General features: G+C 59.4%; 12 protein-coding genes. 1 reads left to right on the top strand and 11 read right to left on the bottom strand.

What is annotated here, in order from left to right:
• Positions 1-58 precede the first annotated feature (58 nt).
• The 6 genes from MPRO_RS03345 to MPRO_RS03370 all read right to left on the bottom strand — a co-directional run bounded on the left by MPRO_RS03345 (position 59) and on the right by MPRO_RS03370 (position 8,107).
• Entirely contained in the window at positions 59-1,312 is a 1,254-nt protein-coding gene (locus MPRO_RS03345) for a benzoate/H(+) symporter BenE family transporter (RefSeq protein WP_067286948.1), read from the bottom strand.
• Between the two features lie 123 nt (positions 1,313-1,435).
• The gene (locus MPRO_RS03350; RefSeq protein WP_067286952.1) at positions 1,436-2,239 is read right to left on the bottom strand and encodes an enoyl-CoA hydratase/isomerase family protein; all 804 of its coding nucleotides are present in this window, start codon (positions 2,237-2,239) and stop codon (positions 1,436-1,438) included.
• 14 nt (positions 2,240-2,253) lie between these two features.
• A complete protein-coding gene (locus tag MPRO_RS03355) occupies positions 2,254-3,798 on the bottom strand; it encodes an AMP-binding protein (RefSeq protein ID WP_067286955.1) in 1,545 nt (514 codons plus the stop codon).
• A complete protein-coding gene (locus tag MPRO_RS03360; RefSeq protein ID WP_067286958.1) occupies positions 3,791-4,303 on the bottom strand; it encodes a (2Fe-2S)-binding protein in 513 nt (170 codons plus the stop codon). Before MPRO_RS03360 ends, MPRO_RS03355 begins: the two co-directional genes overlap by 8 nt.
• Before the next feature lies 1 nt (position 4,304).
• Positions 4,305-5,114 (bottom strand): FAD binding domain-containing protein, encoded by an 810-nt coding sequence (locus tag MPRO_RS03365; protein ID WP_067286960.1) that lies wholly within the window; start codon positions 5,112-5,114, stop codon positions 4,305-4,307.
• Complete coding sequence (locus MPRO_RS03370) at positions 5,111-8,107, bottom strand: xanthine dehydrogenase family protein molybdopterin-binding subunit (RefSeq protein ID WP_067286963.1); 2,997 nt, start codon at positions 8,105-8,107, stop codon at positions 5,111-5,113. Before MPRO_RS03370 ends, MPRO_RS03365 begins: the two co-directional genes overlap by 4 nt.
• A 223-nt stretch (positions 8,108-8,330) precedes the next feature.
• Here MPRO_RS03370 and MPRO_RS26690 point away from each other — a divergent pair, with 223 nt between their 5' ends.
• A complete protein-coding gene (locus MPRO_RS26690) occupies positions 8,331-8,618 on the top strand; it encodes a transposase (RefSeq protein ID WP_500778568.1) in 288 nt (95 codons plus the stop codon).
• 528 nt (positions 8,619-9,146) lie between these two features.
• On the opposite strand, the gene MPRO_RS03375 is transcribed toward MPRO_RS26690, so the two are convergent.
• The 5 genes from MPRO_RS03375 to MPRO_RS03395 form a co-directional block, all read right to left on the bottom strand.
• Positions 9,147-9,722 carry a UbiX family flavin prenyltransferase gene (locus tag MPRO_RS03375; RefSeq protein WP_245635017.1) on the bottom strand — a complete coding sequence of 192 codons (576 nt, stop codon included), beginning with the start codon at positions 9,720-9,722 and terminating at the stop codon, positions 9,147-9,149.
• 49 nt (positions 9,723-9,771) lie between these two features.
• Positions 9,772-10,698: a LysR family transcriptional regulator gene (locus MPRO_RS03380; RefSeq protein ID WP_067286970.1), complete on the bottom strand. Its 927-nt coding sequence runs from the start codon at positions 10,696-10,698 to the stop codon at positions 9,772-9,774.
• Between the two features lie 66 nt (positions 10,699-10,764).
• Complete coding sequence (locus MPRO_RS03385) at positions 10,765-12,717, bottom strand: TRAP transporter permease (RefSeq protein WP_067286974.1); 1,953 nt, start codon at positions 12,715-12,717, stop codon at positions 10,765-10,767.
• Positions 12,714-13,742 carry a TAXI family TRAP transporter solute-binding subunit gene (locus tag MPRO_RS03390; protein WP_067286978.1) on the bottom strand — a complete coding sequence of 343 codons (1,029 nt, stop codon included), beginning with the start codon at positions 13,740-13,742 and terminating at the stop codon, positions 12,714-12,716. Before MPRO_RS03390 ends, MPRO_RS03385 begins: the two co-directional genes overlap by 4 nt.
• A 74-nt stretch (positions 13,743-13,816) precedes the next feature.
• Positions 13,817-14,566 carry an SDR family NAD(P)-dependent oxidoreductase gene (locus tag MPRO_RS03395; protein WP_245635018.1) on the bottom strand — a complete coding sequence of 250 codons (750 nt, stop codon included), beginning with the start codon at positions 14,564-14,566 and terminating at the stop codon, positions 13,817-13,819.
• Between the last annotated feature and the right edge of the window lie 72 nt (positions 14,567-14,638).

Here is a 14,638-nt window from a genome sequence, read left to right on the forward strand (position 1 = left end):
AACGTCCGGCACTTGCTGGCTTGCAAGCGCCGGAAATATCTGCGGCTACCCCATACGATCAGGCTTTTTCCTTGCCTTCGTTCAGCAACATCGAAACGACCACACCTGCGACCAGAGCCCAGAAAGGTGCACTGACTCCAAACAGCGATAACTTGCTCATCGCCACAACAAGCGCGATGAAGGCACCAACCTGATAGCCCGAAACCTTGTTGAAAGCCTGTTGAAAAGCAGCCAGTAATACACCGATCATCGCCAGTCCCGCCACTACCACAATCAGCGACTTGGGCAGTGCCAGAATGAAAGGCACCGCGCCACCGGCAAAAAGCCCGAACAAGCAGAACAACACACCGTTGACTAGAGTGGCGCCGTAGCGGTGCTCCGCCTCATCGCCGGCCTGGGGAGACGAACAGATAGCAGTCATCGGGCCCGCTATATTCGCATTGTGGCCACCCAAGGCTCCGGCCAGCATGCCACCGATACCAGAGACAATGGTCATTGCATTGACTGGAGGCTTGTAGCCCTCGGCCATCAGCACACCAGTTGCCTGGGCATTTTCGGCCCCGACCACCAGAGCCGCCAGCGGGATCGATATGGCAAAAAACGCATCGAAGGTAAATGTCGGGACAGTAAATTCCGGTGCCACGAAAGCGATATTAACATCGGCCGGATTGACGAGTCCCATAGACAGCGCCGCACCAAAACCCACCAGACCAGCCGCTAACACGGGTGGTACGGATTTCAGATAGCGCGCAACCAGGAAAAATACCAGCGCAGCCAAACCGGCCATGATTGGATCGGCACCGATTGACTCGGCGGCACCAATAGCGAATCGAATCAGCGCGCCGGCGATCATCGCCATCACGATCGGCATCGGCAGCCAGCGCATCAGTTTGCCAATCACACCGGTCAGTCCCAACACCAGTACGATGGCACCGCTCATAATAAAGGCGCCAACCGCTTCGCTAAACTGCAACCCACCCAGGGCCGCAATCAGGATAGCCGCGCCCGGAATTGAATAGGCACCGCAAATCGGCTGACGGTAGCGCAACGCCATGCCGAGACTGATGAGTCCGCCGAGAAAATAGATCGCGAACAGCCACGCCACTGTCTGACCGCTGCTCAACTGACCGGCTTCGGCGGCACGGATGACAATCAGCGCTGGCCCCGAGCAGCCAAATAGTGCCGCGACCACTCCGGCACTGATGGACTTCAGATTCAGCGCCTGGCGCAGGCTGCCTACATTTGGGGTTTTCTGCATCAGAGAATCCTTCAGCGCCGTGGCAGCAGAAGATTGGGAACTGTTGGTACTCATGGTAGTACCCTCCATCTAATTATTTTTATCGCGTTTGTTGCCGAATCCCATCGAGTCACGACAGGTCCGGCAAACGGAGTCCGGGTACCGCTGAGCAAGCGGTATCCGTGCATTCATACCGACTTAGTTGCCACAGAACACCGCCTTGCGCTTCCCGTGAAAGGCCTCGACCCCTTCACGGAAGTCATTGGAACTGCGCAGACGGCTGTAGCAGTGGCCTTCCATTTCGATGGCAACAGCCAACGGCGCATCCTCATTGTCGTTGATGAGTTTTTTCGCGGTCCGCTGGGCCAGGGGCGAATAACGGCGCAGCTCATCGACCAGTGCATCGGTCGCCTGAACCAGTTCGGCATCCGGCACCGATTCGGTGGCAATGCCCCAGTCCAGTGCCTGGTCAGCACCGATACGCTTGGCCCGCATAACCATGTGTTTTGTACGGGTGTTACCGATGATTTTCTGCAAGCGCGCCGACCCACCGGAACCCGGAATCTGACCTAGGTTCTGCTCCGGCAGTGCATACAGGGTCGAACTCGCGGCAATACGAAAATCGCAAGCTAGCGAGAGCTCGAAGCCAACACCGAAGCAGTACCCCTTGTTCGCCGCGATCACGGGCTTTTCGCAACGCACAGGCGCCGCGACATTCCAGGCCAGTTTGGAGACATGCTCGGGCGATGCCTCGAGGAAGCCCTTGATATCGCCACCACTGGAGAAGTGTTCGCCCTCAGCCCGTAGCACAATAACCCGTACCGCCGGGTGAGCATCCAGTGCCTCGAATACCTGTCGCAACACATCGCGCTGCGGCATCGCGATAACATTCAGCGGCGGCCGCTGCAGGATAATGTCGCCCCGCTCGCGGCTGGCGTCGACCTCGACCCGAAAGCCGTCGAATTCGGATGCGAGGAACTGTTCGATATTTATATTCTGCATGATGCTTTCCTGTATTAAGCGGGGATTGAAATAGTAGGTTTCTGACTGTTCTCGCCTGCCCGGAGCAGACGTTTCAGTACCTTGCCAACCGGTGATTTCGGAATCTGGTCGACGAAGATGTAACGGCGCGGGCGCTTGAAGCGTGAAAGCCCGGACTCCAGACAATACTGGTCTAGAACCGCATCCTCGATCGGCTCGCGGGCCTTAATATAGGCGGCGATAATCTGTCCCCACTGCTCGTCGGGCAGACCCACTACCGCGACCTCCTCCACCTGGGGATGGAGCGATAGCGTATTTTCGATTTCGGCGGGACTTACGTTTTCTCCGCCGGTGATGATCATGTCGTCCACTCGACCGGTGACGAACAGGTCGCCCTCGTCATCGAAATAACCAGTGTCACCGGTAAAATACCAGCCTTGTCGCAGCGACTTCGTATCGGCATCCGGTCGGTTCCAGTATCCCTCGAAGGCTTCGTCACTGCTCAGGTCGGCAATGATCTGTCCCTCCTCCATCGGCCGTGCGGAGGCTTCGGGCGATCTGGCCTCGATCGGGATCACACGGATCCGCTGATTGAGCCCACTGCGACCCGAGGAGCCGGGCTTGTAGCTGGCCTGCTGATCGATGGTGAATGTGTAGATTTCCGAACTGCCGTAGTGGTTGACGAACAGCTGCGGGCTGAATGCCTTCTCGACTCGTGCCATCAGACCCGCACTCATCGGCGCTCCGGCAAACCCGATTTTCTCGACACTGCGAACCCGCTCGGGCGAGAAGACCGGGTGCTCGATCAGCATGTGGTACAGCGTCGGTACCAGATACAGATTGCTGACGCGCTGCTGTTCGATCGCATCCAGGGTGGCTTCGACATCGAACTTGGGTACGCAGACAAAGCAGCCGTCTACCAGCGCCATTGACAGCAGTGACCGCACCCCCATGGTGTGGTAAAGAGGCATCACACCGAGGGTGCGTTCGCCCTGTCGGTAGAGGTTCTGGGCGACATGAGCCACGGCCGCCGCCCGTTCGGCTCGATGCCGTCTGGGCACGCCTTTAGGCTTGCTGGTGGTGCCTGAGGTATACAGCATCAGGGAATAGTCATCGGCGCCAGCACGCTGGATGGTCTCGGCTGGTGCCTGCGCGCACAACTGCGCAAAGGTCATTGCCTCAGCATCGTCCGTTACGTTCACGGCAATACGTGGCAATACACCGGACTGGGCGCAGCCACGGACGGCCTCGGCCGCGGAATCATCGTAGGCCAGCGCCCGAATCTGACCGTCCTCGATACAATATCCCACCTCCTCAGCCGTGGCTCGCCAGTTCAGCGGCGTGATAATAATGCCGGCAAACTGACAAGCCCAGTGCAAGGTCGCCATTTGCCAGCGATTCTGCATCACCACCAGCAGACGATCACCCTTGACCAACCCCAGCGATTCCAGTCCACAGGCCGCGCGCTGAATATCGTCGAACCACTGTTCGTAACTACGCTCAATATCACCATCCGTGACGGCGATATCTCTGGGCCGACGTTCTACCGAGGCGAGGAAACTGCGTCCGAGATCAAACATTGTTATTGTTCTCCTGTTGGGTTTTTCGTTCATGGGCAACGTCGAGCACCGCTCGAACGATGCCGGTGTACCCGGTGCATCGACACAGATGTCCGGATAACATGTCACGTACCTGGGTTTCTGTCGGTTCAGGTTCACGCTCGAGATAATCGACACAGGACATCAGTATTCCGGCGGTGCAAAAGCCACACTGCAGCGCATGGTGGCGCCGGAACGCCTGCTGCAGGTCGCTCATCAGATCCTCATCGGCCAGCGACTCGACGGTCTCGACCCTACTACCCTGAACCTGAACCGCGAGCATCAGGCAGGAACGTACCGCCTTGCCATCCACCAGCACCGTGCAGGCACCGCAGACGCCATGTTCGCAGCCAACATGCACCCCGGTTGCCCCGGTCTCATGGCGCAGGAAATCGCATAGCTGTGTACGCGACTCGGCATAGCCTTGGCGCGCCCGACCATTCAGTTCGAACTGCACGACAGTGCGCGGTTTCACAACGGCTTCCATATTAGTACCCCTCTTCTATCAATCGCTTGCCCAATTCCCGCACCATCTGGCGCCGGTAGGCCGCGGTGGCCTGCACATCGTCCTGAGCGTCCAGCGACCAGGCCGTTTCATTGAGCGCGCCGGCCAGATCCTGGTCGCGCTCGAGATTGCGTGCCACCGGCCGGTCGGCCACGCCACCGACGCCGAGTCGGATCGCATCGGCGCCGATCACCGCGGCCAGCGAGACAATCGCGAAGTCGCCGTGACGCATCGCGATTTCGTTAAAGCGGTACTCGACACCGGGCTGGCTCATTGGGAAACGCACCTCGGTCAGCAGCTCGTCAGGCCGCCGGTCAGTGGTCAGGATGCCTTGGAAAAACGCCTCGGCGACAACAGTGCGCCGCCCGCGCTTCGACTCCAGCACCACCTCGCCACCCAACGTCGTCAGGCACAGTGGCAGCTCCGCGCTGGGGTCGGCGTGGGCCAACGAACCGCATACCGTGCCTCGGTTACGAGTCTGGAAATGGCCTATCCATGGCATCGCCCGGGCCAGCAGCGGCACCGCCTCGGCCAAGCCAGGCCAGCTCAGCAGCTCGGCCTGGCGTACCCCAGCGCCGACAGCGAGATGTCGCTTTTGCGGTTCGATGTAGTGCAGCTCATCGATACGGTTGATATCGATAAGCAGCTTCGGCTGGGTCATGCGCATGTTCAGCACCGCCATTAGCGATTGGCCGCCGGCGATGATGCGTGCGTTCTGGCCATGTTCGGCTAGCAGTGCCAGTACATCCGACTTGCGAGTTGGGGAGACATAATCGAACGCGGCGGGTTTCATGATTCATCTCCTTTGCTGATAAGGGCGTTCAGCCAGGCCTTCAACCGCAACCAGAGTCCTGCCTGAGGAGCCACACCGCCAACCTGCTGGGATAGGCGACTGAAGATTTGGCCGATGATCACTCGCGAGGCGCCCTGCAACATACGCCCACCGACCGCCGCGATCTTGCCGCCCACAGCCGCGTCGTACTGATAGTCGAGCCGCGTGCCGCCATCCTCCAACGAGCTCAGCCTGATTCGGGCACGCCCTTGGGCGGAACCCATCGGGCTGTTGCCCGAACCGCTGAGACAGAGGCTATGGGGAGGCTCCAAGTCGCTGAGTTTGACCCGAGCCTGAAAGCGCGCGCGGATCAGACCAACCCCGATGGTGACATCCGCGCAGTAGCTATTCTCGCCCTCCAGCTCCAACTGATGACAGCCGGGGATGATCACTGCCAGCACCGCCGGATCGAGCAGGCTGTCGAATACCTGCTCCGGCGACGCCGGTATACTCACGCTGCCGCTGGCCTGTAGAGTCGAGCCGCCCGGTATGGCCGGTGCTTCCGCGCTCTGTTTCAGGTGTTCGGGTGCTTCCGGTTCGTCGATACCGATCAGGCCGCGGACCCGCGACGGTGTCAGCGGTAATCGGATGTCATCGCACCCCAGCGCATCGGCGACGGCGTTAGCGATACAGACCGGCGTACTCATGTTGTTGCCTTCACCGGCACCCTTGGCGCCCAGCGGGGTAAAGGGTGATGGCGTTTCCATATGCAGGATCACCGGTTCGATAACCTCAGGCGCCGTCGGAATCAGATAGTCCGCCAGGGTGCCCGACAAGAAACTGCCGTCGCTGCCATATGCGAACTCCTCCATCAGCGCAGCACCGAAACCTTGAGCAAAGGCGCCGCGCACCTGGCCGTCGACCAGAGCCGGATTGAGCAGGCGCCCGGCATCGTGCATGGTCACATAGCGGTCCAAGCGAATTTCGCCGGTCACGCGGTCGATTTCGAGACCGCAGAAATCAAAGATGAAGCCATAACAGAGCGAACTGTTGATGCGGTCGTCGTCCCCCGGCGCCGTCAGCTCGGGCGGCGACCAGAAGGCCGTTTCGCGCAGGCCCCCGCCTTCGTGTTCAGGTAATGTAGCCGGCGCCCAGTGGGCGGCCCCTGCGAGACGGTGAAAGGGCATCGGGTTGGCACCCTCAGCAAACACCTTGCCATCAGCAAAGCGAACCGCCTCGGCTTGGACACCCAGTTGCCCGGCCGCGATCAGCGCCATGCGGTCGCGGATAGCCACGGCGGCCCGGTACACGGTGCCAGCCACAGCACCGGCGAAGCGACTGGAATAGTTACCGGAGGCAATGGACCAGGCATCCTTCTGGGTATCCAACTCGACATTGACGCGGATCGATGCAAAGGCGACACCCAGTACTTCCGCCACGACCTGGGCCACCACCGTCTGATGACCCTGCCCCTGGGGAGTGGAGGACACATGTACACTGACATCGCCCAGCGGCCCGACAGTAATGGTCGCAGTGCTAACGGCACCATTCTTCGGGCCGGCTTTGCGCCGCTCCTCCGGCGTCATCGCAGCGGTGATATAACCCATGTTTGAAATCGAGGGTTCGACCACGGCGGCATAACCGATACCGTACAGCCGCCCTTCGGCACGTGCGTCGTCACGCCGGCGCAGCAGCTCGGCCAGACCGCCGTCCACCACAGCCTGGCCAACCGCGGCCGGATAATCGCCGGAGTCCAGCAGCGCGCCGGCCGGGGCCTGGTAGGGAAAAACGCCGGCGGGGATCAGGTTGCGACGGATCACTTCCAGCGGGTCGAGGTCGAGTTCGACCGCAATCCGCTGCATCAAGCGTTCCAGAGCGAAGTAGACCTGGGGCCCGCCAAAGCCTCGGTTCAGGCCGGTCGGCGTCTTGTTGGTCAACACCACGCGGTTGCGTACCAGCAGATGGCGAATACCGTAGGCGCCGGTCAGGTTGCCATGCATACGATAAAAGGTGGCCGGCTCCGGAGCGCGAAGATAGGCACCGCAGTCGTCGATCTGGTCGTAGCGCAGTGCCGTAACACGTCCATCGGGCTCAACGGCGGCTTCGATCTCGGTGACTCGATTGGTCGCAGAGGACGCTGCCTGCAGGTGCTCCAGTCGGTCTTCGACCCACTTTACCGGCGCGCCAACCTTGCGCGACGCCAGACCCATCATCACGATGTAGGGAAAGACACCCTGCTTGATGCCGAAACTGCCGCCGGAATCCGGCGGAGTGCGCAGACGCAGGCAGTTACCGGACACTTTCAACGCCCGTGCCATCACCGAGTGCAGCGCATAGGGCCCCTGAAAGTTAGACAGTACATCATAGGTACCGGAAGCGCTCTGGTAATGAGCCAGCACCACGTAGCACTCCATTGGCGTACAGGCGCTGCGGGGATATTTAACCTTTAGCGAGACCCGGAACGGGGCCTGTTCGAAGGCCTGCTCGGGCTCACCGTAACGGAAATGGCGTTCGTTGACGACATTGCTGCCAACCGCCTCGTGCAGTACAGGTGCCGTATCTTCAATGGCGGTTTCAGGATCGACCGACACCGGCAGTGTTTCATATTCCACCTCGATCGCGTCGGCAGCATCCTCGGCTAGGTAACGATTGTCAGCGATTACCACACACACCGGTTCGCCCGCATAGCGGACCTTATCGATGGCAACGCACCAGTGCTCCATGGGCTGCCTGACACCGACTGCAAAAGGCGCTGTCCAGCGCGCCACATCGGCGCCGGTCAGCACCCCATGCACGCCCTGCATGGCCAGGGCTTTTTCGGTATTGAGGGAGAGAATCCTGGCATGGGCATGGGGCGAGCGTACAACTGTCGCATGCAGGGTACCAGGCGCGGTCGCGACGTCGTCACCATACCGACCAAGGCCACGCAGCAGCGCTTCGTCTTCGACGCGCTCGGTACGGGCACCGATTCGGTTGGGGCGGTCTTCAACCGCTAGGGACTGATAAATTGTCATCTCGTACTCTCGCGGCTTCTTTGTTGATATGAGTGCGCGGATCAGCGACTGAGACCAGAGTATCAACCGCCAAAAACTTAAGCCTTGCCTCTGCCAATGAATATCTACCCTAGAATCCAGAGATTTACCCTGGGGTCTGATTTCGCACGCTGTGGATACTCCCCCCGAGGTTTAGAGCCTTGGTAAACAGCCAGCGGCAATAACACTTTGAAGCGAAGAATACATGCACGGCGAAGACATTATTCAGGAGCCACTCTTCACAACGGTGCACCTGGACACTTTCATTCCCAATGACCATCCGCTGCGGCCGATCCGGCAACTGATAGATGAGGCCACGAGGCGTTTCAAACGACTGTTTAATCGCACCTATGCCGAAGGCGGCCAGCAGTCGATTTCCCCCGGAGAGCCTGATCCGCGCGCAACTGCTGCAAGTGCTCCATACTATTTAGAGAGTGCCAATTATCCGAGTCGGTCAGTTACAACTTATTTGGTTCGTGAGACTGACTATTAAGATCCAATATGGCACCTCTCTAGCCTCAGACAGAATCACCTACTGGAACAAGGTGTCGTGACACAGCTGCCAAGGTAGCGGTCAACTCGGCACGGGAACACAAGCTACTGTCCGACGAGCACTTCAGTGTCGATGGCACCCAGATTCAGGCATGGGCGTCGCAGAAAGGATGGTAGCGACGACAAGGGACCGGACGGGCCCGCCGGCCGCAATGCAGAACGCAATGTCCGGGTAAGAAACGCAGCAAAGAGACCCATCAGTCCACCAAGGATACGGAGGCTCGGTGACCAACAAACGCCATCAGCAATGGTCACATCAGGCCTATCTGGTCCATACATCATGAAAAGCCGTTATGGATGGATTGTGAAGGCCAGCGCTAGTCTGACGGCGGGCACAACCGAGCGTGACGTCGCGATTTTCAAAACTCCGTTAGGGTAAACACCCAAAATAAAAACGCCGAGCCCCCAGGAAAAAGAGAGCAGGGCGATTTTCATACCAAGGACAATAGCTTGAGCGATCCAAGGCTGACTACTTCTCGCGCCAGCGACGCACAACGCCCAGCTCAATATCAAACAGGTCCAACACCCTGCCTAGGCTATGACGAACGATATCATCCAGCGACTCCGGGCGCGCATAAAAGGCCGGAACCGGGGGCGCGATAATAGCGCCGACCTCGGATAGGGCCGTCATATTACGTAGATGATTGGTATGCAGCGGTGTTTCACGCACCATCAGCACCAACCGCTTGCGCTCCTTCAACACCACATCCGCCGCGCGGGCCAGCAAGGAGGATGTGGTGCCGGTTGCAATTTCCGACATAGAACGGATGGAACAGGGCGCAATCACCATACCCAGAGTTCTGAATGATCCGCTCGAGATGGCGGCACCGATATCCTTGTTCGAGTAGCACGCCGTAGCCAGCGACTTCACATAATCAAGCTTGAGACTGGTTTCGTACGCCAGGGTCACCACCGCCGAATCGGTGACCACCAGATGCGTCTCGATCGGCGTATCCCGCAGCAGCTCGAGCAGTCGGATACCATAGATGACACCCGAGGCGCCGGATATGCCCACCACCAACCGCTGCGGTCTGCTTGCTGTCACTGTTTGCATAATGTCCTCACTTAACTTGAAACCGGTTGGCACGCGTACTTCAGCGATGCCCCTTATAAAACTCGGCGGCTTCGATCTTTGCCTGCATATGTTGGCTGATGCTATCGACAAACAGCCGAGCGGCCGGGCTCAGCGGACAGCGGTAAGAATGCACACAGGCCACATGCCGGTGGATACCGGGTTCGGCAAGTGATTGGACTTGCAGCGCGCCAGCCTCTAACCCGTCAGCTATGGTGATCGCCGGCAGGATCGAAACCCAATCGCTGCTCCGGACAAACTCCTCGATGGCCGCCAGGTCATCGATCTCGAGCTTTGGCTGCAGCACCAAGCCCTGCCCGGCCAGAACCTGATCGATCAGGATACGCAGACCGTGCCGACGTGACGGCAGCACCAGGTTAAGCTTTGCGAGGTCAGCGAATGCCAAGGGTCCGGCACCCGTTGCCTGACGGTTGTGTATACCAGTTACGACAAAGAGCGATTCATCCACCACAGGCGTACTAATCAGCGAATCCAGTTTCTGATTCTGGTTGATCAGTGCGAAATCAAGCTCCCTGTCCAACACGCTGTTGACGAGATCTTGGGTGTAGCCGGTGGTAACGTAAATCTCCACTTCCGGGTGATTGGCGGTAAAGAACCGCAACACACTGGGCAGCGCCGTGGTTGTCGCCGAGGCGATTAACCCCACCGCAACCCGGCCGCTAATTTCACCGCCGCGGTCGATCATAGCCCGGCGGGCTTCTAGCAAGCTGCTCAACAGCGGCAAAAAATCCCGGTAGGCCTGGTGTCCGGCATCGGTTGGTTTCATCCCTCTGGGCGTGCGCTCGAACAGCAGCAGGCCGAACTCCTCCTCGAGCTTGGCAATCTGAGCGCTCAGGGCCGGTTGCACGATATTGAGTCGCTGTGCCGCGCGCGTGACCGACCCCTCGTCATAGAGGCAGACGAAGTACTTCAATTGTCTGAATTCCATCACAATCCCCCATCAGGTAGTGATTAGGCCGACGAGAAGAGCCGCTATCTACCAGGCTAATGGGCTTCAATCCTTGCCCGGAATCGCCGCAGCCCTTGCCGTCTGGGCGGTCGCACGAGCACGGTAGCCGTACAACACCAACGCCGCCGCAAACCCGTAGCCTGCAATCGAAAGCTGTGCCGAGGGCAGTATGATCAGCGCCACCGCGGTCAGGGCCCCGGCCCTGCCCACGACGTTCAGCGGCCGCCCCAGCCAGCCCACCACCACAACCGCGATTAGGGCGGTTGCCGTCAGCGCCTGGACGACAGCCACCGCAACCTCGAACACGCTCCCCCAGAGTACCAGTGTCGGCTGCAGCATCATGGTCCAGGCGATCGCGAGCCCGGGCAGTGCCAGCTTGAAAGCCTGCCAACCTGCACTGTTGGCGCTACAACCAGCGATACTGGCCCCAGCATAGGCCGCCAGCGCGACCGGCGGCGTCACATTGGCCATCACCGCGATATAGAAAATGAACATGTGTGCCACCAGCGGATCGAAACCCAGTTCCGCCAGTGCCGGCGCCACCAGAATTGCCGCCATGATATAGGCCGAGGTGGTCGGCATGCCGCAACCCAGTACCAAGCACCCCAAGCCGCCGAGCGCCGCCGCCAGCCAGAGGTTGCCGCCGGCTAGGTCGAGTATCACCGAAGTGAACTTGGTACCCAGGCCAGTCATACTAATCACCATCACCACGATGCTCGCCAGGGCACAGGGCAGCGCCACCACGACGGCCCTTTCGCTGGTACGAATCAGAGCTTCGACCACCGCGCGCAGCGGCTGTCGCGTTTCCTTGCGCAGGCAACCCACTAGGATAGTCAGCAGCGAGGCTTGGGTCACCGCCGACACCACGTCGTAGCCGCGGGCGATCTGCCCGACCAGCCACAGCAGCGGCAGCAGCATATGCCAGCGCGCCAGCAGCGAAGCTTTGACCGAACCGACGTCAGCCAGCGCGATCGGCTTGATGCCTTTCAGGCGTGCCTGCAAATGCACGGCCACCATGATACCGGCGAGATATGCCAACGCCGGTATTAGCGCCCCGAACGCCACTGTCGAGTAAGGCACCTGTAGAAAGTCGGCCATGATAAAAGCTGCCGCGCCCATCACCGGCGGCATGATCTGACCGGCGGTTGATGCCGCCGCCTCGGTGCCGGCGGCAAAGGTCGGCGAATAACCGGCCTTTTTCATCAGCGGAATAGTGAAAATGCCGGTACTCATGACATTGGCGACGGCACTACCGGATATCGATCCGGTCAGGGCCGATGCGACCACCGATGCCTTGGCGGGCCCCCCGACCCGGCTACCGGTCAACCACATTGACAGGTCCATGATCAAACGGCCACCACCGAAGGTATCGAACAGGGCAGCAAACAGAATGAAATAGAAGATCACCTCGGCCGAAACGCCGGTAGGTACACCGAAGAGACCACCTTGCCCCAGAAACAGCGTATCGACGAAGATATCCAACCCTTCTATGCGGTGCCCCAACAGCCCCGGTATCTGGCTGCCCAGTAACTGGTACAGGATAAAGGCCAGGGCCAGGATCGAAAGCCCTGCGCCTAGGCGTCGACGCGCGGCTTCAAGCACCAGCAGCAGTAAAGCCCCTCCCAGTAGGTAATCCCCCGAAAGTACCGGGTCTAGCTCCGGAATCCGGTCGTACAGTCGTTCCAGACTCAGGGCCAGGTAGACTACCGGCGCCAGTGCCAGCGCCGCGGCCAGCATCTGCACCGGGCCATTGACCCGCCCACGCAGCGCCAAGGCAAGCCCTAGGGCACAAGCAAAACCGATGTGACCGGCACGCCGGATCAGCAGATCCGTATCCGGCCAAATCAGCAGTGCCAACTGAAACAACACCCAGCCGAGTGCCAGCAGGTTCACCGGCTGCCAGAATGCCCGCCAGCTGGTAAGTGCTACTTGCGAGGAAGCCTCCGGATCGCTCTTCAGGACATAGGCTGGCGCCGTGGTTATCAATGGTGCGCTCATTGAATCCACCCTTGCTCTCGGTAGTAGCGTGCCGCACCGTCATGCAGTGGCAGGCCGATCAATTCCTCGTTCCAGGCAAGCGTCGCGCAGTCAAATTCGGACAGCGCCTTGTGTCCGGCCTTGAAGGCGTCCTGATTCTCGCAAATAGTTTTTACGACCCCATAGGCCAAACTATCATCCAGCTCGGCGGACGCAATGATGCTGGTTGTGGTCAGCGGCAACCTCAGCGGCAACTCCTGACTCCGATAGATACCCGCGGGCAACGTGCCGGTATTCCAGCCATAGCGGGCTTCCATCCCGTCCAGCGTCTCGTCGGTCAACTGCAGAAAACTGATGTCGCGGGTCTCGGCCAACTCAGTAAAGGTCGGCTGGCCGCGAGTCATGACCTGAATGAAAAGATCACCGCGCCCAGAAGCGAAGGCCGATTTCACGGTATTAAAATCGGTGAATGTATAATTACCGCCTTGGCTAGAAACAGCCTCTTGCGAGGCTCCGACCAGGTCCAGAACCTGCTCACCGGCATAGGATCCAAAACTGCCTTTTTTCAGCAACAGAACATTAGCATCAGGCCGGTGCTGCACATAAGCTTCCAGCGTATCCGGCGCTTGGGGTTCATTGGCGGTAATCCCCAGGTAGTAGCTGTCCAGTCCGCCCACCAGGCCGCGGATATTACCGAGCGGCTGATCATAGAAGAACTGCCCTTTTTGCGCCCAATTATTGACCACGCCGAACCCCAGTCCGAGATCCGCCTTGCCTCTGGCGACAAGCAGCGGGTTCGCCGTGCCACCGCCACCTGGCGGTGTATCCACAATCGAGCCCTCTGCGAAATGCTTGCGCAGCAACTCTCCCAGCGTAACCCCGTATACATACCAGCTTGAGCCGACCTTAAATGACGAGACCTTCAGACTGACCGGCTCCTCGAGCGGGTCGATAGCCTGGGCGGCTGGTACCACGGTGAGGGCGGCGGCGGCCAGCAGCCAAATTTCGACAATCTTGCCGGGCCTGCGGGCTTTTATTGTTATCATCTAGATTTTCCTTTTTATTGCGATAGCTATATTTATATTGTCGCATCTTGAAGGATATTCGACGCCGGCCCGAGTCAGTGCATCACCGAGCCGCCGTCAATCACCAGGGTTTCACCGGTCATGAAGGCACTGTCATCGGACGCCAGAAACAGCAATGGAGCGATCAGGTCCTCGGGCATCTGATCGCGCTTGATCGCCCGACTGGCAATCACCGGCCCGGTCAGCCGGTCGCGCATTTCCTCGTTTTCGATCACCCCTTCGCTCAGTACCAGACCCGGTGCCAGGGTGTTGACACAGATTCCGTAATCCCCGGTTTCACGGGCCAACGCTCGCGTCAGGGCTAGAATGGCACCCTTGGATGTCACGTAATGCAGCATATTCGGTGTTCCCTTGAAGGGGGTACCGGAGGAGATATTGACGATGCGGCCGTAACCGTTGCGTTTCATGTACGGCACTACCGCCCGGGCGCAGACAAAGGGACCGCGGACATTAACTGACATTACCCGATCCCATTCCGCGAGATCAATCTGCTCGAAGGGTTTGAGCTCCAGCGAGGCGTAGATCGCCGCATTGTTGATCAGCACATCGATGCGACCAAAACGCTCGACTGTGGCTGCCGCCATTGCAGCTACAGAGGCTTCATCGGACACATTGGTTTTAATGGCAAGGGCTTGACCACCCGCGGTTTCAATCTCACGGGCAACCGCCGTCCCGTCCAGGATATCGGCTAATACGATTCTGGCGCCCTCCGACGCCAGCGCTCTGGCATAAGCGGCTCCGATGCCCTGAGCGGCACCAGTAACAATCACAACCTTGTCTTTCATTCGGTTCACAACACGTCTCCAGTTTGATGCGAGGTCCTCAGGATCGAGCCTCGTTTGAAATCTCTTTTTTCC

The organism is Marinobacterium profundum, from assembly GCF_001528745.1.
In the GTDB taxonomy this organism is placed as follows: Bacteria; Pseudomonadota; Gammaproteobacteria; order Pseudomonadales; family Balneatricaceae; genus Marinobacterium_A; species Marinobacterium_A profundum.

What these genes read in the sequence shown, in the direction of transcription:
- MPRO_RS03350 (WP_067286952.1), bottom strand. Translation starts at nt 2,239, where the DNA reads ATGCAGAATATAAATATCGAACAGTTCCTCGCATCCGAATTCGACGGC.
- MPRO_RS03360 (WP_067286958.1), bottom strand. Translation starts at nt 4,303, where the DNA reads ATGGAAGCCGTTGTGAAACCGCGCACTGTCGTGCAGTTCGAACTGAAT.
- MPRO_RS03395 (WP_245635018.1), bottom strand. Translation starts at nt 14,566, where the DNA reads ATGAAAGACAAGGTTGTGATTGTTACTGGTGCCGCTCAGGGCATCGGA.
- MPRO_RS03370 (WP_067286963.1), bottom strand. Translation starts at nt 8,107, where the DNA reads ATGACAATTTATCAGTCCCTAGCGGTTGAAGACCGCCCCAACCGAATC.
- MPRO_RS03385 (WP_067286974.1), bottom strand. Translation starts at nt 12,717, where the DNA reads ATGAGCGCACCATTGATAACCACGGCGCCAGCCTATGTCCTGAAGAGC.
- MPRO_RS03365 (WP_067286960.1), bottom strand. Translation starts at nt 5,114, where the DNA reads ATGAAACCCGCCGCGTTCGATTATGTCTCCCCAACTCGCAAGTCGGAT.
- MPRO_RS03355 (WP_067286955.1), bottom strand. Translation starts at nt 3,798, where the DNA reads ATGTTTGATCTCGGACGCAGTTTCCTCGCCTCGGTAGAACGTCGGCCC.
- MPRO_RS03345 (WP_067286948.1), bottom strand. Translation starts at nt 1,312, where the DNA reads ATGAGTACCAACAGTTCCCAATCTTCTGCTGCCACGGCGCTGAAGGAT.
- MPRO_RS03380 (WP_067286970.1), bottom strand. Translation starts at nt 10,698, where the DNA reads ATGGAATTCAGACAATTGAAGTACTTCGTCTGCCTCTATGACGAGGGG.
- MPRO_RS03390 (WP_067286978.1), bottom strand. Translation starts at nt 13,742, where the DNA reads ATGATAACAATAAAAGCCCGCAGGCCCGGCAAGATTGTCGAAATTTGG.
- MPRO_RS26690 (WP_500778568.1), top strand. Translation starts at nt 8,331, where the DNA reads ATGCACGGCGAAGACATTATTCAGGAGCCACTCTTCACAACGGTGCAC.